The sequence below is a fragment of the Neomegalonema sp. genome, assembly GCF_028688855.1.
Lineage (GTDB): Bacteria > Pseudomonadota > Alphaproteobacteria > Rhodobacterales > Rhodobacteraceae > Neomegalonema.
Window position 1 is genome coordinate 11,812 of the sequence record NZ_JAQTXI010000017.1, and the last position, 25,855, is coordinate 37,666.

The window sequence follows — 25,855 nt, forward strand, 5'->3', positions numbered from 1 at the left end:
TACATCGCCCGAGCCCCGCCGCCAAGCGGGAAGCGGGTCAGGTTCCCGCAGATTCAGGCGCGGATTCGGGCGCGGCCGCCCGCGCCGGAGACGCCGCATCAGGCGGGGCTTCGGGCTCCTCGTCGGGGGCTCCGGCGGCCTCGTCGGCCGAAGCCTCGGGCGGCAGGCGCTCCAGACGCTCGCGGACCTCCTTCAGGGCCTCGTCCAGCTCTTCGGGCCGGAAGCGGTCGAGCCGCGCATGGTCCAGCCAGAGCAAGGCCGCCTCGACGGCGCATCCGGGAAAGATCTCCTGCGCCGCCGCCCGATAGACCGCCATCTGGCGCAGATAGCCCGTCGGAAGCTTCTCCCGGGCCGGAGGAAGCCCGGTCTTGAAATCCACCACGAAGATCCGCTCTGGAGTCAGGATCATCCGGTCGATGGAGCCCGAGACGGCGCGTCCGCCCAGAGCCGCCACCGGCCCGAAGACCGGCGTCTCGCTCAGGATCCGCGCCCCGGACCCGGCGGAGGGAAAGACCTCGGCGAGGGCGGGATTCCCGCTCAGGGCCAGAGCCCGCGCCACGAGGCCGGGCTGATCGGCGAAATCATCCAGAGGCAGGCCCTCCGCCATGCGCTCCAGAATCCGGTGAAAGGCCACGCCGCGCAGCATGGCCTTCCGGCGCTTCTCCCGGATCAGCTTCTCGTCGTCGGCCGGATCGGGCGGAGGCTCCGCCGCGTCGGGGTCGGGGGCGGAGACCGGCGGCGCGTCGGGGGAGCCGGGTTCGGCGGGATCCGCGTCGAGGCTCAGGCGCGAGGGCGCGACCGGCGCAGGAGGCGCGGGCTCGGGAGGAAGCCGTCCGGCGTCCCAGCCGGGAGGCCAGGATTCCGCAGACGGCTCCGGAGCCCGCAGCAGGGCGGGCGCGGGATCCTCCGGCGTCGGGACGCCGAGGCGCTCGACGCACAGCGCCTCGGGCAGGGAGTCGGGCGCATCCGGCAGGGGGAAGCTCCGGACGCCCGGCATGGACTTCAGGCCCTCCCAGACGGCGCGGTGCCAACTGCCTTCGGCTCCGGCGCCCGCCAGATCGGCGGGCGTGGCCTTCGCGGATTCCGCCTTCGGCTTGCCCTTGCGCCAGCCGCAGAGGATCAGCCGCCTGCGGGCGCGGGTCAGGGCCACGTAGAGCAGCCGGCGATGCTCCGCCTGGATCCGCGCGAGACGCGCCTGACGCGCCTCCTCGGCCTTCGCGGGGAGCCCCTCCTCCTTCGGCCCCAGCCAGAGGACGCCCTCGCCCGCCGCGATCAGACGGGACTCGCGGCGGTCGTCCTGAGCCTCGCCCGGATCGGCCACCACGACCATCTCCGCCTCCAGGCCCTTGGCGCCGTGGACGGTCATCACCCGGATCTCGTCGGCGCCCTGCTCCATGTCGCGCTTGATCTCGGCGCCGAGGCCCTCGATCCAGCGCAGGAAGCCTTGCAGCGTCGGGGGGCGGCTGGTCTCGTAATCCAGAGCCTGGGACAGAAGCTCGTCCACGGGCTCGGCGGCGGGAGAGCCCAGACGCCGCAAGAGGCGTCGCCGACCGTCCTGGGCGCAGAGGATCTTCTCGAAGAACTCGTAGGGGCGCAGAAAGTCCACCCGCGCTATCAGATCGCCCATGCGCGCCTGAGCCTCCGCCCAATGCGCCCGCTCATGGCGACGGCGCGTCAGGGCGCCCCAGAGGCTCCCGCGCCCGCGCGCCCCCGGAGAAGGGGCCGTCAGCTCGATCAGATCCTCTTCGGAGAAGCCGAAGAGCGGCGAACGCAAGGCCGAAGCCAGACTGAGCGAATCGGCGGGCAGAAGCGCCGCCCGCGCCGTCGCCAGAAGATCCTGAGCCGCCAGGGAAGCCCTCAGCCCGATGCGGTCCTCGCCCGCCACCGGGAGGCCCTGCTCCTTCAGCGCCGGGATCAGCCGTCGCGAGAAGCCGCCGCGATTGCGCACCAGAACCAGCACGTCGCCCGCCCGGAGCTTGCGGCCGCCGCCCGGCGCCAGAGGCTCCCGGCCGATCCAGGAGGCCAGCCGCTTCGCGAGGAATTCGGCGAGCCGCGTCTGGGGATCGCTCGCGGCGGAGGCGGGCGCGAGGCTCGTCCAGCCGGGAGGCTCGGGCTCCTCCTCCTTCGTGAAGAGCGGCCACCACTCCACGCGGCCCGGAAGCTCGGGGCGGGCGGAGCGGTGGAGGATCTGCGGCGCGGAGGTCAGGCCCTCCGGATCGGCGAAGACGTGATCCACCGCCTCCAGAATCGCCGGAGAAGACCGGAAGGAATGCGTCAGGGGCACGCCCTGGAGAGGATCCCGCGCGCCTGCGGCCTTGCGCTCGAAACGCGCGCGCTGGGCCGCGAAGGCGGCGTGGTCGGCGCCCTGGAAGCTGTAGATCGACTGCTTCTCGTCGCCCACCACGAAGAGCGTGCGTTTCCCGCCCTCGCGGGCCCCGCGCCCCACGTAGAATTCTTCGGCCAGGGAGGCCGCGACGCGCCATTGCGCGGGGCTGGTGTCCTGAGCCTCGTCCACGAGGATGTGGTCCACGCCCTCGTCCAGCTTGAAGAGCGCCCAGGCGCGGGCCGCGTCGCCGTCGAAGAGCGCCGCCGCCTTCGCGATGAGGTCGTCGAAATCGAGCAGCCCGCGCGGCAGACGCGCGGAGTCGTAGCCCTCGATCAGGCGACGCGCGAAGCGGGCGAAATCCGCCGCCCGCGCAGCCGCCGGAAAAACGGAGAGGCGGGGCTCCAGCTCCGCGAGGCCTTCGGCCAGCATCCGCAGGACAGGTTCAAGATCCGGGCGAAGTTTCTTGAGCGGCCCCGTCATCAGAAACTTCAGCGGGGTCCCTTCGTCCTTCGTCAGCAGGGCTTCGCGCAAGGCGGCGCGCTGCTCCGGGCCGGAGAGCGTCAGAGCCGCCTTCAGTTTCGCGCCTCGGGCCTGATCCTTGTCGCTGCCCCCCTTTCCGGTCAGCAGATGCTCGGCCGCTTCGGCCAGAAGCGGAAGGTCCAGCCCCCGGGCGAACTCCGCCCAGAGGCCTTCCTCCGTCTCGCCCTCCTTGAGGCCGAGGGCCTCGCGCGCCCAGGCCCCCGGCGCCGCCTGAGCCTGCTCCTCCGCCTGAAAGCTCTCGCGATGGAGGAAGGCCGCCGAAGCCAGACCCTCGAGGCCGCCCTGACGCCCGAAAGGCCCCGCGTCCATCACCCGCGCCTCGGCGAAGAAGCGCGCCGCCGCCGCCCGGTCGGCCGCCGAGTCCGAATCGCGCAGATCCAGAAGCGCCCGCTGCGCCGCCTCCCGACGCAGGGTTTCGCCCTCCTCCTCGGGCATCACCGAAAAGCGCGGCGACAACTCCGCCTCCACGGGGAAGCGCCGCAGCACGCTTTCACAAAAGCCGTGGATCGTCTGGAGCCGCAGCCCGCCCGGAGTCTCCAGCGCCCGCGCGAAGAGACGACGCGCCTCCGCGAGATCGCGCCCCCCCTCGCCCAGACGCGTCAGAGCCTCGCGAAGGGCGGTCTCCTCCATCAGAGCCCAGCCGCCGAAGGTCTTGAACAGGCGGTCCTGCATCTCGGCGGCGGCGGCCCGGGTGTAGGTCAGGCAGAGGATCTTCTGGGGAGGCGCCCCCGCCAGAAGCAGACGCGCCACCCGATCCACCAGAACCCGCGTCTTGCCCGAACCCGCGTTCGCCGAAACCCAGACCGAAGAGCGCGGATCCGCCGCCGCGCGCTGGGCCTTCTCGACCTCGCGGATCGGATCCTCAGGAGCTGAATCCCGCGCGTTCACGCCTCGCCTCCTTCTTCGCCGTCGCCGGATTCCTCGCCGCCCCATTCGCCCACCCGCGCCAGATGGTCGTAAGGGCTTTCGAACTTCAGCAGACGGGGCCGCAGACGCGGAAGATAGGGCGTCTGCGGATCCTCGTAATCCTCGAGCAGCCAGATCAGCTCCTGAAGGGTCTTGTCCGAGAACTCCGTCAGGTCTTCGGGACAGCCGAGCTCCTTGAAGCCGGAGAAATCGCTCTCCTTCGCCCCCGGCGAAATCGAGACGTAGCGCAGACCCCGGATCCGCATCTCCGGATCGGCCTTGACCTCCGGGAAGCCGCCCCGGCGCAGGATCGCCGCCTCAAGGGGCAATTGACGCGCCCAGGACCGCACCTCGCCGCCGCCGGGCGGAGTCCCGGTCTTGTAATCCACCAGCAGATAGCCGCCGTCCGGCAGATCGTCGATGCGGTCGGCCTCGGCGGTGAGGCGGAAGCGTCGCCCCGATTCCAGAGGGATCAGGATCTCGCCCCGCGCCTCCAGCAGGACCGGACGCTCGCCCCCTTTCCGGCGCTCGGCCTCGCGCGGCAGGAAGTCCCGCGCGAAGCCCATCGCCCGCACGCGCCAGCTCTCCTGAAGCGCAGGGCGGTCGGCGAGGTCGGTCAGAGCCTCCTCCAGCCCCCCGGCGAAGAGCGCGAGCGCCTCCTCCTCGGGCGGCAGGCCCTTCCGCGTCGCCTTGACGAAGCTCTCCAGCGCCTGATGCAGCGCCCGGCCCCGCGACAGCGCGTCCGGCTCGGCCTCCAGCGCGGGTAGAGCCTCCAGCCCGAGGATCTCCCGGGCGTAGATGGCGTAGGGATCGCGGACCAGGGTCTCGACCCGCGTGACCGAGAGCCGACGCGGACGGCGCTCCACAGGCGGACGCGGCGCCGGGCGGTCTTCGGGCTCGGGCCGCAGGGAATCGGCCTCCGCCTCGCGGGCCGCCCGCAAGGCCGCCTCGCCCCGCGCCCGCGCGGCCTCCCAGTCGCTCCGGGCGTAGCCGCCGAGCAGGATCTCCAGACGCCGCAGCCAGCGCGAGGCCGAAGCCGGAGCCCCCCCCTGCTTGCGCGCCCGCGTCAGCCAGACCTCGGGAGTCCCGCAGGCGATGCGGGCGAAATCCTGCGCCAGACGCCCCGCCTCCGCCTCCAGAGACTCGAGCCCGAGCTCGCGCCGCATGGGCCGCGACAACCAGCCGTCGGGCTGGGAGGAGGCGGGCCAGACGCCTTCGTTCAGACCGCCGATGATCACCACGTCGGCGGTCTGGGCGCGGGCGTCGGCGGGGCCCCAGACGAAGGCCCGTCGATGGCCGCCGCCCGGCGGACGCGCCGCCTCGCCGCGCAGGAGATCCGCGAAGAGCGCCGGCCAGGCCCGGGGCGAGATCGGGCCGAGATCCGGAGCCGCCTCCTCCAGCCGCTCCAGAAACTCCTTCAGGGCCTCGCCCGTGGGACCCTGCTCGGAGGCCCCGTCGCTCAGGGCGAAGGCCGCCCGACGCTGGGCCGCCAGAAGCGCCGCGCCTTCGATCTCGCGCGACGCGGCCGCCTCCGCGAGGGGGCGGAAGATCTCCGTCAGGCCGCAGATCCACTCCCGGATCTCCCCGGCCTCACGCTCGGCGCGCAGACGATGGCCCTCCGGATCGGAGCGGCGTACGGCGGCGGCCAGAGCCTCCGCGAGCGCCCCCTCGACCGCTCCGGCCAGGCCCTCCAGGCCCGGCCCGAGCCGACGTCCCCGCAAGGCGAAACGCTCGTAGCGCCGCGCCAGACGCAGATGACGGCGTCGGGCTTCTCCGGGCTCCGCGCCCGCCGCCGCGAGGGGATGCTTCAGCAGGCTCAGAAGCTCGGTCGCCGCCAGAGGCTTCCCCGGATCGCCGCAGAAGACCCGCGCCAGAAGGCTCAGCAGGATCCCCGGCGCGGTCAGCGCCAGAGGCCGCCCGCCGGAATCGTCGGGCTCGATCCCCCAGCGCCCCAGAGCCGCCGCCGTCCGGCGGCCCAGGGCGCGGTCCGGCGTGACGAGCGCCACCGTCCGTCCGGGCTCGGCCAGAACCCGGCGCATCACCGCCGCGACGGCCGCCGCCTCCTCGCGCGGACTGCGGGCCTCGATCAGCGAGAGCCCCGCGCAAGCCTCCGGCGCAAGCTCGCGGATGCGCCGTTCGGCGGCGCTCCAGGCGTCGGTGAAGGGCGGAGGCCGCAGCGCATGGCCCAGAAGCCGCGCCCGCGCCAGAGCTCCCCCGGCGGGCGGCTCCCACCAGAGCGCCTGATCGCGCGGCAGGCCCTCCAGCTTCAGCAGGGCCGCCGCGTCGCCGCCGGGATGCTCGGGATGCTCGTCCAGCTTGAGCCATTCCTCGGCGCCGAGCGTGTCGTCCAGCCAGGGCAGGATCGCCGCCCCCTGAGGCAGACGCGCCGCCGCATGGATGAAGTCGCGCTCCACGGCCGAACGCCCCGCCTCGCCCGCCACCAGGATGGGCGTCTCGGGGGGATTCGCCTTCCAGGCCTCGATCCGGGATTCCAGAGCCGCCACCCGCAGAGCCGCCGCATCCTCCACGCCCCAGGCGCGGCGCTGCTCGGGCCAGGCCTCGCCGAGGATCTTCAGGAACTTCAGGGATTCGGCCCAATGCGCCGCATGGTCGTCCGGCGCCAGATCCTTCAGCTTCTCCGGATCGATCTTCGCCGCCAGCATCTCGTCGAGGAGATCGGCGATCTGGAGCGCCAGAGCCGCCGAAGCCTCCTCGCGCGCGAGGTCGGGCGCATGGCGCGCCAGGCTCCGCACCAGACGCGCGAAGCTCAGGACCCGCCGCAAGGGCGCCGCCGCAGGCGGAGAACCCGCAGGCGGAGGGACGTCGGGGAAGGCCAGGATGCGCGGAGTCAGGGTCACGCGCCCGGCCTCATGGGCGAAGGCCTCGCGCAGGGCGCGCGCCCCGCGCCGCGTGCCGACGTAGATCGTCATGCGGGCCAGAGCCGCCGGATCCGCCCGCGCTCCGCCGAGACGCCGCAGCACGCCGCGCGCCGTCAGACGCGACAGGTGGACCCCCGGAGGCGCCTGATAGAATCTCGGACCCCCGCCCGGATGATCGGAGAAGAGCCCCGTCACGCCTCTCCCGCCTCGCGCAACAGAGCCTCGGCGGCGGGGATTCCCGCCGGAGTCCCGACGTCGGCCCAGCCGCCCGCATGCCGGAGCCCCGAAGCCCGCCCCGCCGAAGCCTCGGCGAAGAAGACCCTCGACAGGGAGAAAGGCCCCTCCGGCTGATCGACCAGCAAGGCCGGATCGAGGATCTGCGCCCCCGTATAGACCCAGGGCGCGGCCTCGCCCGCAGGAGGGCGGCTCAGGCGCGAAGCCTCGTCCAGCAGGAAGTCGCCCGCCCGCGCATAGCCCACGGCCCGCGCCTTCTCGACCACGAGCAGCAGAAGGCCCATCCGCGCGCCCTCCCAGGCCTCAAGCAAGGCCGGGACAGGCGCGGCGCCCGTCCAGACGGCGTCCGCGTTGAGCGCCAGCACCGGACCCGGACCCAGAAGCGGCAGAGCCTTGCGCATGCCGCCGCCCGTCTCCAGCAGGAGGTCGGATTCGTCGGAGACGAGGATGTCGAGATCCTTGCGCCGCGCCAGAGCCGCCCGCATCTGGTCCGGAAAGGCGTGGACGTTGACCACGGCGCGCGGAATTCCCGCCTCCTTCACGCGGTCCAGAGCCCGGTCGAGCAGAGTCCGGCCGCCGACCTCCACCAGAGCCTTGGGGCGGTCGTCGGTCAGAGGCCGCATGCGCGTGCCGAGGCCCGCCGCGAAGATCAGGGCCGCAGAAGGAGCCGCAGAGGGGGCGAGAGTCATCGGGAGGGCTCCTTCTGCGGCGAGGCGAGGCGGGCGAGGATCTCGGGCCCGGGCGCGGGGATATGGCGCGCGACGAAATCCGCCAGAGGCTTCAGGGCGGGCGCGGAAAGATCGCGCCGGAAATGGCTCCAGACGCGGGGAATCAGCTTCACGTAACGCGAATCGCCGCGCAGGGCGAAGCGGGCGAAAAGCCCCAGGATCTTGGCGTTGCGCTGAGCCGCCCAAGCGTCATGGGACAAGGCGAAGGCGCGCGGATCGCGGCCCGTGCGCTCGGCGAAACGCAGCTTCAGAGCCTCCGCCAGATCCGGCGAGACGTCGCGGCGGGCGTCCTCCAGCAGGGAGGCGAGGTCATAGGCTCCCGAACCCCGGCGCGCGTCCTGATGGTCGAGAATCCCCAGAGCCGCCGCGCCCGGGCGCTCCGGCATGTGGAGCAGGTTCTCGGCGTGGTAATCCACATGGACATAGCCCGCCTCGGCGCGATGCGGCGCCAGAGCCGCCAGGACCAGAGCCAGCCATTCCGCCCGCTCCGCCTCGCCCAGGGGGTTTCCGGCGGCGGGCGCCCAGACGTCGACCAGCAAGGCCGCCTCGCGGGAGATGATCGCCTCGTCGTAAGCCGGAGGGCGATGAACCGTCCCGAGAAAGCTCAGGGCCTCGGGAATCGGCTCCTCCTGAAGCTGCGCCAGAGTCTCCACGGCCAGGGCGTAAAGCTCCGGCTCGCGGGCGGCGTCGGCGGCGCAGAGCCGCGCGAAAAGCCCCTCGCCCAGATCTTCGAGCAGCAGATAACCCGCCTCCGGATCGGCGGCGAGGATCTCCGGCGCCGAAAAGCCCCGTCCGCGCAGCCACTCGCCCACCGCTCCGAACGGCGTCACGCTCAGGCCCGTCGCCGGAGCGCAATCCATGAGGATGGAGGTCAGGCCCTCCTCCGCCCGCAGCCGCAGATAGCGCCGCGCCGAGGCGTCGCCCGCCAGAGGCAGCCGCTCCGCCGCGCTCCAACCCGCGTCTTCGAGCAAGGCCTCCAGAGCCTCCGCCCGGTCGGGCGCCGCCGCCAGAGCAGCCCGAGCCGCCGCAGCCAGAGCCTCGCCGCGCGGGCCGGAGGCCGTCAGGCTCAACAGGCGTCCGCCTTCGGGCGTCGGGACGATGCGGATGCGCAGGGCGTCGCGAGGGGCGCGCCCGCCGAGCGCCTCCGGCCATTCCACGAGGCTCACCGCCTCCGTCCAGTGGAGAAGACCCAGCTCCTCCAGCTCCGCAGCCGAGCGCAGACGATAGAGATCCGCATGGCGCCAGAGCCCTCCGGGCCCCGCATGCTCGTGCACCAGCGCGAAGCTCGGGCTGGAGGCCTCGCGGGCCGCCGAAGCGCCCAGACCCCCTTGCAGGATCGCCCGCGCGAGAGTCGTCTTGCCCGCGCCCAGATCGCCCTCCAGCAGGAGCGCGTCGCCGGGCGCCGCAGCCCTCCCGAGGGCCGCGCCGATCCGCGTCATGGCGGCCGGATGAGGGGCGGAAAGCTCAAGATCCATCGGGGCCTCGGGGTCGTTCCTTCGGGGGAGGGGCGGCGCGAAAGGATCCGCAGGCGCATGGCCGCGCTTGCAAGGCCTTCCGTCTTCGCCTTAAACCTTCTCGCGGGCGGGCGCAATGTTCCCGCTCCGCCCCCGCTCTCCGCTCAGGCTCCCGCCCGGACCCTCTGCGCGCGTCACCCAAAGGCCCCTTCCCATGACCAGCCTGCTCCGCAAGCTCGACCATCCCGTGATCCTGCTCGTGATCACCATGCTGCTCTGGGGCGGCAACTCCGTCGTGGGGCGGGCCGTGCGCGAGGACATCCCGCCCGTGACCCTCGCCTTCTGGCGCTGGACCATCGCGGCGGCGGTCGTGGCGCCCTTCGTCTGGCGGCGGTTCCTGGAGGATCTGCCCGCGCTCAGGGCGGGCTGGAAGGAGACGCTGCTCCTCGGGCTGACCGGGATCGCGCTCTTCAACACCTTCCTCTACGAGGGCCTGCGCCACACCACGGCCATCAACACCCTGACGCTGCAATCGGCGATTCCGGCTCTGGTGCTGGTCATCGGCGCGCTGATCTTCCGCGAGAAGATCCCCGGACGCATCTGGGCGGGGGTGCTGCTCTCGATGCTGGGCGTGCTGGTCATCGCCACCCATGGCGAGATCGCGCGTCTGGCGCATCTGGGATTCGGAATCGGCGAAGTCTGGATGCTGGCGGCGGTGGCCGTCTATGCGCTCTACACCGCCGCGCTGCGTCTGAGGCCGAAGGGCGCCCATCCCATGAGCTTCCTGCTGGCCACCTTCCTGATCGGCGTGGTCGTTCTGGCGCCCTTCTATCTCTGGGAGCGCGGGGCGCGGGGCGGCGTGGATCTGACGCCGACCACTCTGGCGGCCTTCCTCTATGTGGGGCTCTTTCCCTCGCTGATCGCCTACATCGCCTTCAACCGCGCGGTGGAGGCCATGGGCGCCCCCGCCGCCAGCCCCTATCTGCATCTGACGCCGCTGTTCGGAATCCTGCTGGCGATGATCTTCCTCGGCGAAAGGCTGGAGGCCTATCACCTCGTCGGCGGCGCCTTCATCGCGGCGGGGATCTTCTGGGCCACGCGCAGGATCAGGGCGCCGCAGGGCTAGGCGGACGACGCGCCAGGCGCATCAGGGCCCGCACGCCCCGCCCCGGCTCCTCGCGCAATTCGAGGTCGCCGCCATGGCGCCGCAGGATCCGCCGCGCCAGAGACAGGCGCATCGCCGGAAGCGACAACTCCGGCCAGTCCTCGGAATCGCGCGGAGCCGCCAGAGCCTCGGCGAATTCGGGCGGCAGGGCCAGACCCTCGCCGCAGGCGCGGATGCGGATCTCTCCCTCGTCGCCTTCGGCCTCCGCCCGCACGATCTGGCCGGGACGGGCGTTGCGGATCAGGGCGCTCACCGTGTTGTAGACCGCATGCCCCAGACGCGGCGAATCGGCCAGAGCCGTCCCCAGCTCCGGAAGCTCCGCATGCAGCGTCACGCCCCGCGCCGAGGCCTGCTGACCCAGCCAGGCGAAGATCGGCCCCAGAGTCCCGGAGATCTCGACGGGGGCGAACTCCATCCGCTCGGCCTCCGAGACGATGCGGGCGTAGTCGATCAGTTCGTCCACCCACTGGCGCAGCTCCTGAGCCGCCACGCGGATCTGACGCGCCGCCTCGGTCTGGGCGCCCGCCAGAGGCCCCCGCTCGCCCTGCTCCAGGGCGTTGGCGAAGCCCGAGATCACGCTCAGCGAACTGCGCAGGTCCTGCCCCGCCGAGCCGATGGCCTGAAGCACCCTCGGCCTGAGCGTCGCGCCCGAGACCCCCGCCGCCCGCAGAGGCGTCGCGGGCGCGGAATCGTCCTCGACCTGAAGCGTGGTCAGCAGGATCGAGCCGTCCGGCAGAGGCGCCGCCGCCATCTGCACCGTCGAGCCGTCGCGCCGCCGCAGCGAGCGCCGCCAGAAACGCCGGGGCTCGCCCACGCCCGCCACCTGCGCCACCACGCCGTCCCACATGTCCGGATCGGGGTGAAGCTCCGCGCAGAGCCGCGCCACCTCCGCGACGTGAGGCCGCGCGCCGCTGAAGTCCGGCAGGCTCCAGATCTCCAGAAAGGCCTGGTTGGCCAGCTGCAAGGCCCCGTCCGAGCCGAAGAGCGCCACCCCCTCGCGCAGATGGGACAGCATCGTCCGCTGGCTGGAGCGGGCGGATTTGTACTGGCTCTTCAGCGCGAGGGGCTCGGTCACGTCCTCGAAGACCGCCAGAGCCCCCCCCAGAGCATGAGGCCGCCAGCTCGCATGGACGGTGCGCCCGTCGGGGCGGTGCCAGTAGGAATCGAAGCTCTGCTGGCCGGTCAGGCCCCGGATCTGCTGCAGCTGCTCGGCGCGCCAGCGGCCGTAGTCGCGCTCCTCGGGCAGACGGCGGCGGGCGCGCAGTTCGTCGAAGATCTCCGAGAGCGTCGGATGGGCCTCGATCTCGGCGTCTCCCATGCTCCAGATCCGCGCCATGGCCTGATTGCAGAACTCGAGGCGCTCCTCGCGGTCGAAGATCGCCACCCCGACGCGGATCGCGTCCAGGGTCTGCTCGGAGGCCTGCTTCTCGCGGCGCTGGTTCACCTCGGCCTCGACCTCGCTGGTCAGGTCGAGCCCGTAGCCGAGCGAACCCTCCTCGGTCGGGATCTCCAGGATGTCGAAATTCCGCACCGCCCCCGCCACCACGGGCCGACGCCGACGCCGCTGCGGACGGCCCTCCTCGCGCGCCAGACGCGCCAGAGCCGCCGCCCCGGACTTCTCGCCGGAGATCAGCTCCACCTCGGCGGCCACGGCGGCGGCCGGAGTCTCGGCCTCCACCGCGCGGGCGTAGGCCATGTTCGCCCAGGTCAGACGCCCCGAACGGTCGCGGCGCCAGGCCAGAAGCGGCGCCTGATCCAGAGCCGCCTGAAGGCGCGTGCGCTCGCGGACCTCGGCCGCCGATTGCGCCGCCGCCGCCGCCAGTTCGCGCCGGGCCTCGGTCTCGTCGAGCAGCCGCACCACGGCGCGTCCGCCGACCGTGCGGCCCTCCGCCCGGCGCTTGCGGCCGTCCACGCAGGGAATGTCGAAATCGAAGGCCGTGCCCCGCTCGCAGAGCCGCCGCATCGCCGCCGCCAGAGTCCCCGCCACATGAGGCGCCGCCACCGCCTCCGCCGCCAGACGCCAGGCGTTCACGCCCCGCTCGCCCGCCAGACGCCGCGCCGCCGCCTCGGCGAAGCCCACCGCGCCGGCCAGTTCGTCGCCGCGCCAGATGAGCGCGCCGTCCGCCCGCGCGAGGGTCAGGGCCTCCAGAGCCTCCGAGGCCCGGGATTCCGCGAGGCGGCCCGCCTCCGCCGCCTCGGACAGCCGCCGCAGACGCGCCCGCAGCCGGAAAGCCCAGAACGCCAGAAGAGTCGCCAGAGCGAAGGCTCCGGCGGTCACCAGCTCGACGGGCGCGAAGGATTCGAAGACCGGCGCCGGAACGGCCTCGCCGAGCGCCTCCTCAAGCGCCTCCTGAGCCCCGGCCGGCCAGGCGACGCCCGTCAGCAGCGCCGCGAGCGCGACGCGGCGCGCCCGTCGGAGGCTCGACGCGCCGCCGGAGGAGTCTTCTGATGCGTCTGAATCCACGAGGCCCCCCAGAAGGCCTTCAAGGCCGCCGCAGGGCGCCCGCCGCCCCGTCCGCCGCCCCGAGCGTCGGAAGCCGGAGACTAGCCCTCCCCGCCGCCCGCACAAACCCCCTCTGGCGTATGGCGTTCAGGCGGCGGCCGGATCGGCCTCCGCAGGAAACCCCGCAAGGGCCGCGTCGGAGCGCGCTTCGAGCGCCAGCACCCGGTCGGCGGGCCAGAGGATCTCGACCACCGCGCCTTCCGGCGGCTCGCCCTCCTCGGGGCGCGCCGGACGGCCCGGACGATTCGGACGCGCGTTGGCGAACCGCACCCGCGCGCCGCCCCGCTCGAGCAGGGTCTTGGCGATGAACACCCCGAGCCCCATCCCCTCGTAGCCCTCGCGCGGAGAGCCCCCCGCCTCGCGGGCGCGGGTGGAGGCGTAGGGCTCGCCCAGGCGCGCCAGAGCCTCCGGCGAGAAGCCCGGCCCGTCGTCGCAGATGCGCAGACGCAGCACCTTGCCGCCGTCCAGCGCCGCCTCGACCCGCACGCGGGATTCCGAGAAGTCCATGGCGTTCTGAAGGAAGTTGCGCAGCGCATGCAGCGTCGCCGGACGGCGCTCCACCGGCAGGGAGGCCGCGCCGCCCATGATCTCCAGACGACGGTCGCGCGGCGTGACCGGACCCGCCGCCTCCTCCAGCAGCGTGCGCAGGCTGATGGTGTCGAAATGGCCTTCGGCGTCGGCGCGGGCGGTCGCCAGCTTGGCGAGGATGCCCCGGCAACGCTCCACCTGGGCCCGGATGAAGGCCGCCTCCTCCGCGAGATCGGGCTGACCCTTCAGGTCGCGCTCCATCTCCTTCGAGGACATGGCGATGGCCGCCAGAGGCGACCCCAGCTCATGGCCCGCCGCCGCCGCCAGAGTGCCGATGGCCGCCAGCTTCTGCTCGCGGGCCAGAGCCGCCTCCGTCGCCGCCAGAGCCGAGGACATGCGCTGCTCCTCGCCGGTCAGGCGCCGCACGTGCACCGCCACGAAGACCACTCCGATCGCCAGAGCCGCCGCCACCCCCGCCCGATGCAGCTCCGGAATCTGGAGGATCGTCAGCCCGTCGGCGCGCCTCAGCGGCCAGGCCCAGAGGTAGAGCGCCACGCTCAGCGCCAGAGAAACCACCCCCGCCGCCAGAGTCGCCCGCTGGGTCAGCACCGCCGCCGCCACCACCGAAGGCGCCACGAAAAGCAGACAGAAGGGATTGTCGAAGCCGCCCGTCAGCCCGAGCAGCAAGGCCAGCTGCGCGGCGTCGAAGAGCAGCCAGCCCAGAGCCCCCCGCTCGGAGAGCCGGGCGTTGGGCGGCAGGACCACCATCGCGATGAGGTTGAACCAGACCAGCGCCAGAACCGCCATGGCGCAATGCAGCACGGGAATCTTGAAGCCGAGCAGCCACCCGACCGTCAGCGCGCCCACCTGCCCCGCCGCCGCCAGCCAGCGCCAGAGCAGCAGATGCCGCGCCAGAACCAGAGGCGTGGGCTCCGGCGCGAAGACCGACCGCAGCCCGAGAATCGCGCGCGGAGCCGGACGCGAAAGGCGCTCCGCCCCATCGGGGGCCGTCGCCGGCGTCGCGGCCGGCGAAGTCCCGACGAGAGGGGCGGAGGCGCTGGTCATCTCAGGCCGCGCGCGAGGCGGCGGGCTCTTGGGTCAGCAGGAGATAGGCGCTCTGGGCGTCGGGCGCGCCGCGCAGATTGGCCCGCGTCTCCGCATGGCGCAGAACCCGCGAGATCCGCGCCAGAGCCTTCAGATGCTGCGCTCCGGCCTCCTCGGGGGAGATCAGCGCGAAGACCAGATCCACCGGGGCGTCGTCGCCCGAGGCGGGCGCCTCGCTTCCGTCCGGCGCGATCTGGAACGGAAGGCTCCAGTCGCGCAGCGGCTTCTCCAGCCGCAGGAACAGGCCCAGGGCCTGATCGATTCCCTTGAGTCGGGCGTGGGGAATGGCGACTCCGTCGCCGACCCCCGTGGCGGCCAGGACCTCGCGGCGACGCAGGGACTCGAGCGCGTACTCGCGCCCCACCCCGCTCCGCCTCGCCGCGCGCGCGGCGATCTCGGCCATGACTTCAGCTTTGTCCGACGCGCGAAAATCCAGAATGACCGCCTGTCCGGCGGCTTCGCCCAGCAAATCGCTGATCCGCATCGTCTCACCTGTGCATCGGACGCCGCGGCGGGAAAAACCGCCCCGGCGCCGCCTTCGACCTGACCGCCCCCTGAAGGACGGCGGCTTCTCATCTCCCCTGAGCGACGCCCTTCGGGTCGATCCAGCCGATATGGCCGTCCGCCCGCCGATAGACGACGTTCAACTCCCCATGCGCCTCGTTGCGGAACATGAGCACGGCCTCGTCGGCCATCTCCATTTGCAGCACCGCCTCGCCCACGGTCAAGGAAGGGATGCTCGATTTCGCCTCCGCCACGATCACGGGCTGGAGCGCGGCTTCGCCGTCCGGCGCTCCGGCGGCCTCGTCGTCGCCGTAGGCGGTGAGGATGAAGCTCGTCGCCGCCTCGACGCGGTTGACGCCCCCCAGACGGCGCGTCGAATGGGCCTTGAGGCGGCGCTTGTGGCGACGCAGCTGCTTCTCGATGCGGGCCGCCGCCTGGTCGAAGGCGGGATAGATCTCCGGCGCGCGGCCTTCGGCCTGGATGGTCAGGCCGGTGCTCAGCTGCACCGAGACCTCGCTGCGATAGGTCTTGGCGGCGTCCCGCGAGAAAGTCGCGACCGTTTCGAGAGGCTCGTCGGCGTATTTCGTGACGATGTCGAGGACTTTCTCCTCCACATGTTTCGGCAGCGAATCGCCCACGTCGATGTGACGGCCCGTGACTTTCATGCGCATGACGGCCTCTTTTCCTCGTTGAGCGACGCGGGAACGCCCGCGTCTCCTGTCGTCTCCTCCGGGCGTCGGGTCCGGCCGCGCAGACTGGCCGCGCAGGCTCGCCGCATCGCCCCGGCGCGTCGCCCCGAAGACCGGATTCGGCGCGCCTTCCTTCCAGAATGGAGGCGGACCCCGGAGGTTTCAAGACCTAATCAGGCGAAGACGCCCCCGGAGCGACGTCTCCGGACGGATGAGGGAATGTTCATCGATTCCCGATATTTGGCCACCGTGCGCCGCGCGATGTCTATGCCGTCGTTCCGGAGAGCCTTCACGAGGTCGTCGTCCGAGAGCGGCGCGCCCTGGGCCTCGGCGTCGATCATGCCCTTGATGCGGTGCCGCACGGATTCGGCCGAGAAGGCCGCCCCGCCGTCCGCCGAGGCGATGGCCGCCGTGAAGAAATACTTCAGTTCGAAGACGCCCCGGTTCGTGCCCATGTATTTGCTCGAGGTCACGCGGGAGATGGTCGATTCGTGCATCTCCACGGCGGCGGCCACGGTCTTGAGGTTCAGCGGCCGCAGTTCGCGCACGCCATAGGCGAAGAAGCCGTCCTGCTGGCGCACGATCTCCGAGGAGACCTTGAGGATGGTCCGCGCCCTCTGGTCGAGGCTCTTGACCAGCCAGTTGGCCGTCTGGAGCTTCTCGGCGAGATAGGTCTTCACCTCGCCCTTCTTCTCGCCCCCCTCGATCCGGGCGAGATAGCGCTGGTTCACGATGAGCTTGGGCAGGGTCTCGGCGTTCAGCTCCACCGTCCAGCCGCCATGCTGGTCGGGGCGCACGAAGACGTCGGGAATCACCGGCTGGCTCGGCTCGCCGCCGAAGGGCCGCCCCGGACGCGGCTCCAGGCGGCGGATCTCCGCCAGCATGTCCGCGAGGTCTTCGGCGTCCACCCCGCAGAGCTTCAGCAGCTTCGCCTGTTCGCCTCTGGCCAGCAGCTCCAGATTCTGGAGGAGCTTCTCCATGGCCGGATCGAGCCGGTCCTTCTCGGCCAGCTGCAGCCCGAGGCATTCCGCCAGATCCCGCGCGCCGACGCCCGTCGGATCGAAGCCCTGAAGCAGCTTCAGCGCCTCCGCGACCTCCGCCGCGCCCGCGCCGAGCCGATGGGCCGTCTCCTCCAGATCGGCGCGCAGATAGCCTGCTTCGTCCACCGCCTCGACGAGGTCGGCGCAGATGATCTTCACGATGCCCGGCGCCCGCGACAGCCCCAGCTGCGCCAGGAGATGTTCGCGCAGATTGGCCGATTCGGCGAGGGTCTCCTCGACGGAGGAGCCCATCTCCTCGAATCGCGAATCGCCGCCCTTGCCGACCGTGCTCCAGTCGCCGCCCGCGTCGCCGGGGGCGGGGCCGTCGGAATCCGCCACGGAGCGGTCCGCGTAGAGGTTTTCAAGGCCGGTGTCGAAGGTCTCCTCGGCGAGGGTCAGGCGATCCTCGCGCAATTCGGCGTCGAGTCCGGCGGGCTCCGGCGCGGCGACGTCGGCGGGAGGGGCGTCGGCGGGCGGCTCCTCGCGCGGAGCCTCGGCGCCCGGCTCGACCACCTCCAGCAGCGGATTCTGCTCGATCTCCTGAAGGACGAACTCCGAAAGCTCCATGTTGGACATCTGCAGCAGCTTGATCGCCTGCTGAAGCTGCGGCGTCATGACGAGCTGCTGGCTCTGGCGGATCTCGAGGCGGGGGGCGAAGGCCATGGCGCGACCTCAGCCCTGACCGGGCGGAGAGCCCGTCACAGACGGAAGCCCTCGCCCAGATAGACGCGACGCACCACCTCGTCCGCCACCAGGGCCTCCGGCGAGCCCTCGCGCAGCACCGATCCCTCGTGCAGGATGTAGGCCCGGTCCACCACGCCCAGAGTCTCGCGCACGTTGTGATCGGTGATCAGAACGCCCACGCCCCGCGTCTTGAGCTGCGCCACCAGCCGACGGATCTCGTCCACCGCGATGGGGTCCACGCCCGCGAAGGGCTCGTCCAGCAGGAGATAGGACGGATGCGAGGCCAGAGCCCGCGCGATCTCCAGACGCCGCCGCTCGCCGCCCGAAAGCGCCGCCGAAGGGGCGTCGCGCAGCCGCTCGATGGAGAATTCCGCCAGCAGCCGCTCCAGGGTCTTGCGCCGCTTGGCGGCGCTCGACTCGACGATCTCCAGCACCGCGAGGATGTTCTGCTCCACGGTCAGGCCCCGGAAGATCGAGGCCTCCTGAGCGAGGTAGCCCACGCCCATGCGCGCGCGTCTGTGCATCGGCAAGGCCGTCGCGTCCCGACCCTCGATCAGGATGCGTCCGTAATCCGCCGGCGCCAAACCCGCGATCATGTAAAAGCATGTCGTCTTCCCCGCCCCGTTCGGCCCCAGGAGCCCGACCGCCTCTCCCCGCCGCAGCGTGAGGCTGACGTCCCGGACCACGGCCCGGCCCCTGAAGCTCTTGCCGATCCGGTCGACGATGAGCCCTTGCGCCGCATCGGCGCTCCAGGCGCCGGCGGCGGCCCGCGCAGGCCCCTCGTCTTCGGCCATGCTGACCGCCCCTCCTTTAGAATTCCCTATGTCCAGGATTTTACGTCATCGACCTTCGGGACGGAACAGCGTCTGCACGCGTCCGCCTTCGAGGCGGGCCTGGCCGCTGTTGAGGTCGATGCGCAGGCGCGGGCCGCGGATCACGTTGTCGCCCTGGGTCAGGATCACGTCGTCGCCCATCAGCGCCACGCCTCCCGCCACGTCGTATTCGGCCCAGCTCCCCTGGGCGGTCTCGGAGCCGTTGGTGATGAAGACGTCGCCTTCGGCCCGCAGGCTGCGGATCGCTCCCTGAGGCGAAGCGGCGCCCGCGCCGCCGTCTCCGGCGTAGACCACCTCGATGCGCTGGGCCTGAAGCCGCAGGTCGCCCTGACGGGCGTCCACGCCCCCCGCGAAGACCGCCCGCTGCTCGCTCTGGCGCACCTCCAGGGAATCGGCGGCGATCTCGATGGGCAGATTCGGATTCTGGCGGAAGCCGCCCAGAGCCCCGAGCCCGGCCTGACCGAGCGCCGGAGCCGCCGGACTCAGCAGGGCGAGCAGCGCAAGAGCCGCGCAGGCCCGCCCGAGGCGGCGCGGCGCGGGACTCGTCTGGGGGGAGTCAGTCATCGGAGATCTCCTCGCTGGACCTCGCCGGGGCTGAAGAGCCGCGCGCGGCGGCGGGCAGCACGGTCATGCGCACGCGCCCCTTGAAAAGCACATTGCGGGCGTCTCCGTCCAGAGCCTCCAAAGACTCGGCCGAGATCGCGCCCGCCGGTCCTTCTCCGCGCACGGGGGCCAGACTCCGCAAGGCCTGGGTCCGGCCGTCGAGCAGGGCGGCTTCGGTCTCCATCCAGTAGCCTTCCTCGGACTCGACCCGCACGCCCCGGGTCAGGGTCAGTTCGCGGCTCTGCGTGAGGAATTCGCCGCCGCCCGCGTTCAGGCGCAGCGGCGCGCCGTCGGCGGCCTCGAAGCGCCCCTCCAGAGGCCCTATCCGCACGAGCTGCGGCTGAGGCCCGTCCGGCTCGGCCCAGTCGGCCGCCAGAGCATAGGCCTCGCCCTGCGCCGTGCGGCCCGACAGACGGGGGCCCGTCAGGCGCAACCCGTCCTCGAGCGCCTCGCGGTCGTCGTCGGAGAGGAGGATCGTCGGCGCCGAGGGCCGCGAAGGCGCCAGGAACACCAGAAGGAAAGGCGCCGTCGCCGCAAGCGTCCAGAGGGCCGCCCGCCAGCGGCGACGGCTGCGGGGCGCGGCGGGAGGCGCGCCCCCGCCCGTCATCATTTCACCCCGGCGCGCAAGCAGTCGTGGATGTGCAGCAGCCCCACCGGACGCGGCGCAGGCCCCTCGGCGTCGACCACGAAAAGCGCCGTGACCTTGCGTTCGTTCATCGCCGCCACTCCCTCGACGGCCATGGCGCCGCGCCGCACGGTCAGGGGCGTGGAGGTCATGACCTCGGGAATGGAGCGGTCCAGCAGCCCGACGATGTGGCGCCTCAGATCGCCGTCGGTGATGATGCCGACCAGAGCGCCGCGCTCGTCGACCACGCCCACCAGGCCGAGGGCCTTGGCGGTCATTTCGCCCACGGCCTCCTCCATGGTCGCGCTCACGGGGATCAGCGGCAGCCCGGCCCCCGAGATCATGAGATCCTCGACCCGCAGCAGCAGCGCCCCGAGCGTGCCGCCCGGATGCAGCATGCGGAAGCGGTCGGGATTGAAGGCGCGCCGCTCCATCAGCGCCACGGCCAGGGCGTCGCCGAGCGCCAGCGCCATGGTGGTGGAGGTCGTGGGCGCAAGGCCCATCGGGCAGGCCTCGGGCGCGGGCGGCAGGATCAGGGGCGCGGCGGCGGCCCGCGCCAGGGTGCTGTCCGTCCTGGCGGTGATCGCGATGACGGGAATGCGCCAGCGTCCGGCGTGGCTCAGCAGATCCGAGAGCTCCCTGGTCTCGCCGGAGTTGGAGATGATCAGGGCCACGTCCTCGGCGGTGACCATGCCGAGATCGCCATGGCTGGCCTCGGCGGGATGCACGAACTGCGCGGGAGTCCCGGTGGAGGCGAAGGTCGCGGCGATCTTGCGGCCGACATGGCCGCTCTTGCCGATGCCCGAGACGATCACGCGTCCGCGCACGTTCATCAGCAGATCGACGGCCGCGCCGAAGGCTCCGTCGAGAGATTTCGAGAGGGCGAGAAGCGCCTCGGACTCGACCTTCAGCACGCGGCGGGCCACGGCGAGATCGGCGTCGGATTGCGGCTTGCGCGCGGAGGAGACGGGAAGAACCAGAGCTGTGGTCATGGGGGTACGCCTAATGTTCGAACACGTCCGACTCGGGCCAGCCGGCGAGATCCAGCCGCGCCCGGTCAGGCAGAAACCGGAAGCAGGCTTCGGCCAGATCCCTGCGTCCCTCCCTGTCGAGGCGGGTCTCGAGCTCCGTCTTCAGCCGATGCAAGTAAAGCACGTCGCTGGCGGCGTATTCAAGCTGCGCGGAAGTGAGGACCGGAGCCCCCCAGTCGGAGCTCTGCTGGACCTTGGAGAGATCCACGCCCAGAAGCTCGCGGCAGATCTCCTTGAGGCCGTGGCGGTCGGTGTAGGTGCGGCAGAGCTTCGAGGCGATCTTCGTGCACCAGACCGGACGCGCCGTCGCGCCGAGGCCCTTCTCCAGCACCGCGATGTCGAAGCGCCCGAAGTGGAAGAGCTTCAGCGTCTGCGGATCCGCCAGCAGCGCCGCCAGACGCGGCGCATGGATCGGGCCGGGCGCGAAGCGCACCAGATGCGCCGTTCCGTCTCCGGAGGAGAGCTGCGCCAGACAGAGCCGGTCGCGATGCGGAATCAGCCCGAGGGTCTCGGTGTCGATGGCCACCACGGGGCCGAGGTCGAGTCCGTCGGGCAGATCGCCCTCATGCAGATGGATGGCGGCCATGACGTGCTTCCCGGGGCGCGGCCCGGAGACGCCGCGCGGCGTTGCGGAGGCCCGAAGCCGAACAGGGAAGGCTCCGGAAACGACGAAGCCCGCAGAAGCCTGCGGGCCTGAAGGCGGAGCGCGTCGCGCTCCCGAGGGGACGTCCGGCGGGGAGTTTCCTCGCCGCGCCTTCGATCCGGATTTCGGCTCGGGGTCCGCGCCGCTGTGCGGCGCTCGCCCGGAGCCTTGAATCTGGTGCCCAGAAGAGGACTCGAACCTCCACGCCTTGCAGCGCTAGTACCTGAAACTAGTGCGTCTACCATTCCGCCATCTGGGCGCCGCTTGTCGCGACGCCGGGGAGATAAGGCCCCCGACGCCCCTTTGTCAAGGCCCGGATTCATCGAAAGCGCCGGTTTGCGCGCTTTTCCTGCTCCGGCCCGGCGCCGTTCAGAGGGCGCCCTCGCGCAGGCGCACCTGAGGCCGCGCTCCGGCGAACTCCGGCCGCCAGTCGAGGCCGGTCCGGGCGCAGCGGGCGGGCTGGCCGAGGGGATCGCGCGAACCGTCGTGAGGCGCCATGAAGCCCAGGCCATCCGCCACCTGCGTCGGCCCCAGACTGAGGAGGGCGGCCTCGGCGACGGCCCGCGCCCGCTCCTCCGTCGGCCTGCGGGCGTTGGCCACTCCATAGGCCCCGCAGAGCTTCAGTTCGCCCCCCTCCTCCAGCGCCCGGGTGAAGAAGAGCATGTGGCCTCCTTCGCCCCAGGGCAGCGCCGCGAGGTGGTAATCGACGTCGATGGTCTCGCTCCCGACGACCCGCATAGGCTCGGAGGCTACGCAACCGGCCAGAAGCGCCCCCAGACTCCAGATCGTCACACACGCACGCATCAGGCTCTCCCTTGACGAAACACTCACGCATTCATCCGCAGCATGCGTTCCGATGCGCGCGGAGGCAAGGGGGTTTTCCCGTCGCGCAGAGTTCAAGAATCCGGAATCTCCAGGGAAAACATGAGCTTTCGCACAGATCCTCCCGCATGGCGGGAGGATCCCGGGCGCATCCTCCTCCTGCGGCGGATCACCGGTAGCGCAGGACGGCCTTCTCGAAGGCGAGGCTCTGATCTCCCTCCGCCGATTCCAGACGCAGCAGGAACTGGATGTCCGCCGGACGAAGGTTGCGCTCCATCAGCCCAGGACCCGCCTCCAGGCTGAAGGACAGGCGCGCGCCCTCCGCCGCCTCGCCGATCAGCGTCGGCAGCAGCACGCGGTCCGCCAGGAGGAAGGTCTCGCCCTGAGCGCCCCGACGGGCCTCCAGAATCAGCCGGCCGGGCTTCTGCGGCAGACTCACGCCGGTCAGCAGCAGATCCACCGCGCCGCCGGGGGTGGCGGGCGGCGGCGTGGGCGGCGCGACCGTCCCGCTCCCCGCCGAGGCCGGAGCCGCGAGGCCTCCGGTTTCGCCGTTGCCTGCGGCGCCCTCGCGCCGGGGCGCGGTCAGGACGCGGGCCGCCGCGCCGAGGGTCGCGTCTCCCTCCACGGCCAGGACGTATTCGAAGCTCCGCGCGGGCCCGGCCGAGGCAGAAGCCGAGGCGGCGCCGCCGAAGGCGCCGAAATTCGTGCGGTCGTAGCGATAGCCCGCCTGAACGTTGCGCGCGCCGTTCAGACCGAACTCCAGGAAGAAGATCGCGGGCGTCGAATCGAGGTCGCGCGTCGCCGCCTGGAGCATGCCGCCGTTCTGGTTCTGGAAGGCGAAGCGTCGGGCGCCCCAGACCGGATCGGTCGGCGAGGCCCGGCTCGCGCCGCCCTGATTGCGCCAGACCTCCCAGAGCCGGTCCACATTGGCGTGCAGCGCGTAGAACAGCGGATCGAAGCCCGAGGTGCTGAAGTCGAACATGTCGCCACCGACATAGGCGTGGGCGGAGTTATGAGCCTCCATCTCCAGCTGTCCCATGGCGAAGACGCCGTTGACCGGGCGTCCGCCCGCGAATTCGGCGAAATTCCCCGAACGCACCGCCTGACGCTCCGTCTGGACCGAGGAGCCCGCGAAAGGCAGGGGCTGACGGGCGAAGACTCCCACCGAGCGCACCGCATGCGCCAGAGGATTGGTCGCCGGATCGCCCTGATAGATCGGCGGAATCGAGGGATTCGCGTGGACGTCCCAATAGGGCAGCGCCAGATTCGGGTCGCCCGAGGCCTGACGAAGCCGCAGCTCCATCGCCGCCAGATAGGCCCGGTGCCAGGGCAGGAACCACCAGCCGCCATGGACTTCGTTCTCCGGATCCCGACGCCCTGCGCTCAGCCGCGCCGAAGGCCCGCAGATCTGGGCGTGATAGAGCGCCCCCTGACGCCAGCCGCCCGGATGCGGCAGGCCCTGAGGCATGCCCGCGTCCAGGCCGCGCATGACCTGGATTCCCCGCCGCAGCGACTGCACCACCTGGTCGCGGTCGGTCAGCTCATGGGCCGAACGCCGCACCGGAGGTCCGGCGGGTTGCGCCAGAGCCAGCCTGTGGACCGCCGGCGCGGCCAGTGCGCCGCCTGCGAGCAGCAGGAGGGCGCGGCGGGTCGGACGAAAACGCGCGTTCCGGGTCATGCGGCTGGATCTCCCTGATTATGGACGTCGAGGGCCGATCATCGTCTTGAGGCGATTCCCTTCGGCCGACGAGGCATCCTAGCGCGCGGGAATCCCTTCGCCAATTCGCCCGCGCGCCGCAGCCGCGGATTTTACCGAATCTTGTTCAGGATCACGGCGCGGAGAGGCGGTCCGGCGCGACGAGCCCCGGGAATCCGGCCGCGAAGCTCTCCGCCTGACGGGAGTCCAGGCGGGTTTCGAAGGCGATCACTCCCCGGCCCGTCCGGGGGTCGATCTGGAGATCCGCCACCGGCGATTCGGCCGGAGCCGCCTGAAGCGCCAGAAGACGCAGCGCCTGAAGCCGGGCCTCGGGCCCCGCCGGCGCCCCGCCGAGCGCCAGATCCGCCATCTCCGGATCCACCTCGATCATGAAGCGCGCGCCGGTGCCCGCCCGGATCGCCGCGAAATCCGGCCCCGTCTCGGGCGCGAACTCGGGCGGGGACGCCGCCGTCACGGGCGCAGGCGGCGGCGGAGCGGGAAAATAGACCGGAGGCGGCGCGGGCCGGATCGCCCGGGCGTAGGCCGCCGAGCCGAACAGCAGGGAATCGCCTTCCGCGCCCGTCGCGGGACGCAGCCGCGCCAGAACCTCGGGCGACAGCGCCGTGGGCGCGCCCGGCGCCCCGATCCGCGGCGGCAGAGGCGCCGTCCCGCCCGAAGAGGCCGTCGCCAGACTCGGCGCCGACGCGGCCCGCGCGAAGGCCGCGGGCTGGTCCAGCAGGGCCAGAGCCGCCGGAAGATCGAGAATCGGCAATCCGCCGTCCCGCGCGCCCTCCAGCCTGGGGCCGGCCTCCTCCAGCAGCGCCGTCAGCCGCTCGATGGAGAGCCCCGGCGCCTGACGCCGCAGCTTGAGCAGCGCCCCCGCCACCTGAGGCGCCGCGAAGGAGGTGCCCTGATCCGTCGCGTAGAGCGTCGCGCCGAGGGTCGAGGTCATGAGATCCACGCCCGGCGCCGCCAGATCGGCCGAATCGCTGATGTTGCTGAAGCGCGCCAGAGCGCTCCCCTGGGCGTCGAGCGCCGCCACCGCCAGACTCCGCGAGACGCAGGCGGGCATGCCCACCGTCCCCACCGAACCGGAGTTCCCCGTGGCCGCCACCGTCGCCACGCCCATGCGCTCCAGGAGATAGACGATCTCGGCGAGATATTGCCGCCCCTGGAAGGCCTCGTCGCAGGGATCGGAGGGCGCGGCGCTGGCCAGACTGAGATTGGCCACCGCCACGTCATGCTCCGCCGCCACGCTGGAGACGAAGCGCAAGGCCGCGATCTGGTCGGACACATAGGAGAGCGGACAAGGCGCCGTCTGGCCGAAGGCGGCGCAGGTCAGGGGATCCTCCACCCGCGAGAAGACCTGAATGGCCAGAATCGGCGCGCCGGGCGCGATTCCCTCCAGAGCGTGAGACTCGCCCTCCGGCCCGAGGTAGCCGCCGCCCCGCCCCGAGATCAGGCCCGCCACCTTGGTGCCATGGGCGCAGAGCGGCCCCATCTCCAGAGGATCGCAGGGACGCGCGGCGTCGCCGAGGGTCTGGGCGGCGCGGCCGTTGGGACAGAGCGTGCGCGCCCGATCCGCCGCCACCGTCGAGGAGAAGCAGGCCTGACGCACCACAAGCCCTTCGAGATAGGGATGCGCGGCGTCCACGCCCGTGTCGATCACGGCGGCGGCGGGGCCTTCGGGCGGCGCCGGAGGCGGAGGGGGCGATGGCGGAGGGGCCGTCCCGACGGAGGCGGAGGGCGCGGAAGGCGGCGCGCCGGAGGGAGAGGGCTCCCCCGCTCCGCCCGCCTGAGGCTGGGGAGGCTGGGCTCCGGGGATCTGGGCGGGAGGCGAAGGAGACGGCGCGGGAGGCTCGGCGGCCCAGGGGCGCAGACGGTCGAAGGCCGCCGAGGTCAGGCGGTCCACGTAGATCTCGGAGGCGGCGCCCGAATCGATCAGCGCCTGAAGCTGCGCCGCCGTGATCTCGGCCACGCGCAGGTCTCCGCCGAGCGGCTGGATTCCGGTCGGGCGCGGGCCCTCGGCGGCGCCCTCCAGAGCCCCTTGCGCGGCGGCGGCGGCGGTCGAGAAGCGTCCGCCCGTCCGGCGGGCTCCGCCTTCGTCCTCGCGCAGCCGGATCACCGCCCGCACGGCGCCGCGCAGCCGGATCGTCTCGTGGAGCAGGGGCTCGACGTAGGGAGACAGGGAGACGACGTCCTCGGCGGCGGCCTTCCGCGCGCCCGGCCCGGCCAGGCCGAGGCAGAGGGCCCCGATCAGAGCGCCTGCGGCGAAGCGGTCGATGCTCATGGCGCGGCGTCTCCGGTTCGGGGCGTCC

Annotated in this window: 18 protein-coding genes and 1 tRNA gene; 1 reads left to right on the plus strand and 18 read right to left on the minus strand. The window is 72.1% G+C overall.

What is annotated here, in order from left to right:
* Positions 1-37: 37 nt before the first annotated feature.
* The 4 genes from addA to tsaE are packed head-to-tail and all read right to left on the minus strand — an operon-like array spanning position 38 to position 9,088.
* Positions 38-3,754: a double-strand break repair helicase AddA gene (gene addA / locus PHN62_RS12760; protein ID WP_300151228.1), complete on the minus strand. Its 3,717-nt coding sequence runs from the start codon at positions 3,752-3,754 to the stop codon at positions 38-40.
* Positions 3,751-6,846, minus strand: a complete 3,096-nt coding sequence (addB, locus tag PHN62_RS12765; protein WP_300151230.1) for a double-strand break repair protein AddB — start codon at positions 6,844-6,846, stop codon at positions 3,751-3,753. The genes addA and addB overlap by 4 nt, the downstream gene beginning before the upstream one ends.
* Positions 6,843-7,574, minus strand: a complete 732-nt coding sequence (locus PHN62_RS12770) for a nucleotidyltransferase family protein (protein ID WP_300151232.1) — start codon at positions 7,572-7,574, stop codon at positions 6,843-6,845. The genes addB and PHN62_RS12770 overlap by 4 nt, the downstream gene beginning before the upstream one ends.
* The gene (tsaE, locus tag PHN62_RS12775; RefSeq protein WP_300151234.1) at positions 7,571-9,088 is read right to left on the minus strand and encodes a tRNA (adenosine(37)-N6)-threonylcarbamoyltransferase complex ATPase subunit type 1 TsaE; all 1,518 of its coding nucleotides are present in this window, start codon (positions 9,086-9,088) and stop codon (positions 7,571-7,573) included. Before tsaE ends, PHN62_RS12770 begins: the two co-directional genes overlap by 4 nt.
* 193 nt (positions 9,089-9,281) lie before the next feature.
* Here tsaE and PHN62_RS12780 point away from each other — a divergent pair, with 193 nt between their 5' ends.
* Positions 9,282-10,193: a DMT family transporter gene (locus PHN62_RS12780; protein ID WP_300151236.1), complete on the plus strand. Its 912-nt coding sequence runs from the start codon at positions 9,282-9,284 to the stop codon at positions 10,191-10,193.
* On the opposite strand, the gene PHN62_RS12785 is transcribed toward PHN62_RS12780, so the two are convergent.
* The 14 genes from PHN62_RS12785 to PHN62_RS12850 form a co-directional block, all read right to left on the minus strand.
* On the minus strand, positions 10,174-12,696 hold the full coding sequence (locus tag PHN62_RS12785; RefSeq protein WP_300151238.1) for a PAS domain-containing sensor histidine kinase: 2,523 nt from the start codon (positions 12,694-12,696) through the stop codon (positions 10,174-10,176). The genes PHN62_RS12780 and PHN62_RS12785 overlap by 20 nt on opposite strands.
* A gap of 126 nt (positions 12,697-12,822) precedes the next feature.
* Positions 12,823-14,328 carry an ActS/PrrB/RegB family redox-sensitive histidine kinase gene (locus tag PHN62_RS12790; RefSeq protein ID WP_300151240.1) on the minus strand — a complete coding sequence of 502 codons (1,506 nt, stop codon included), beginning with the start codon at positions 14,326-14,328 and terminating at the stop codon, positions 12,823-12,825.
* Position 14,329: 1 nt separating this feature from the next.
* Complete coding sequence (locus tag PHN62_RS12795) at positions 14,330-14,851, minus strand: PTS sugar transporter subunit IIA (protein WP_300151242.1); 522 nt, start codon at positions 14,849-14,851, stop codon at positions 14,330-14,332.
* Positions 14,852-14,939: 88 nt separating this feature from the next.
* The gene (gene raiA, locus PHN62_RS12800; RefSeq protein ID WP_300151244.1) at positions 14,940-15,542 is read right to left on the minus strand and encodes a ribosome-associated translation inhibitor RaiA; all 603 of its coding nucleotides are present in this window, start codon (positions 15,540-15,542) and stop codon (positions 14,940-14,942) included.
* Positions 15,543-15,733: 191 nt separating this feature from the next.
* Positions 15,734-17,263 (minus strand): RNA polymerase factor sigma-54, encoded by a 1,530-nt coding sequence (rpoN, locus tag PHN62_RS12805; protein ID WP_300151246.1) that lies wholly within the window; start codon positions 17,261-17,263, stop codon positions 15,734-15,736.
* A 35-nt stretch (positions 17,264-17,298) separates the two neighbouring features.
* Positions 17,299-18,078 (minus strand): LPS export ABC transporter ATP-binding protein, encoded by a 780-nt coding sequence (gene lptB, locus PHN62_RS12810; RefSeq protein WP_300151248.1) that lies wholly within the window; start codon positions 18,076-18,078, stop codon positions 17,299-17,301.
* Between the two features lie 45 nt (positions 18,079-18,123).
* Positions 18,124-18,681 (minus strand): LptA/OstA family protein, encoded by a 558-nt coding sequence (locus PHN62_RS12815; RefSeq protein ID WP_300151250.1) that lies wholly within the window; start codon positions 18,679-18,681, stop codon positions 18,124-18,126.
* On the minus strand, positions 18,674-19,327 hold the full coding sequence (gene lptC / locus PHN62_RS12820; RefSeq protein ID WP_300151252.1) for an LPS export ABC transporter periplasmic protein LptC: 654 nt from the start codon (positions 19,325-19,327) through the stop codon (positions 18,674-18,676). Before lptC ends, PHN62_RS12815 begins: the two co-directional genes overlap by 8 nt.
* Positions 19,327-20,337, minus strand: coding sequence for a KpsF/GutQ family sugar-phosphate isomerase (locus PHN62_RS12825; protein ID WP_300151253.1), 1,011 nt, complete (start codon positions 20,335-20,337; stop codon positions 19,327-19,329). Before PHN62_RS12825 ends, lptC begins: the two co-directional genes overlap by 1 nt.
* Before the next feature lie 10 nt (positions 20,338-20,347).
* On the minus strand, positions 20,348-20,962 hold the full coding sequence (locus PHN62_RS12830) for a ribonuclease D (protein ID WP_300151255.1): 615 nt from the start codon (positions 20,960-20,962) through the stop codon (positions 20,348-20,350).
* A gap of 232 nt (positions 20,963-21,194) precedes the next feature.
* Positions 21,195-21,278 (minus strand) — tRNA-Leu (locus PHN62_RS12835).
* A gap of 110 nt (positions 21,279-21,388) precedes the next feature.
* On the minus strand, positions 21,389-21,823 hold the full coding sequence (locus PHN62_RS12840) for a hypothetical protein (RefSeq protein WP_300151257.1): 435 nt from the start codon (positions 21,821-21,823) through the stop codon (positions 21,389-21,391).
* Between the two features lie 187 nt (positions 21,824-22,010).
* A complete protein-coding gene (locus tag PHN62_RS12845) occupies positions 22,011-23,519 on the minus strand; it encodes a tyrosinase family protein (RefSeq protein WP_300151259.1) in 1,509 nt (502 codons plus the stop codon).
* Positions 23,520-23,670: 151 nt separating this feature from the next.
* Entirely contained in the window at positions 23,671-25,827 is a 2,157-nt protein-coding gene (locus tag PHN62_RS12850) for a S8 family serine peptidase (RefSeq protein WP_300151261.1), read from the minus strand.
* Positions 25,828-25,855: the final 28 nt, after the last annotated feature.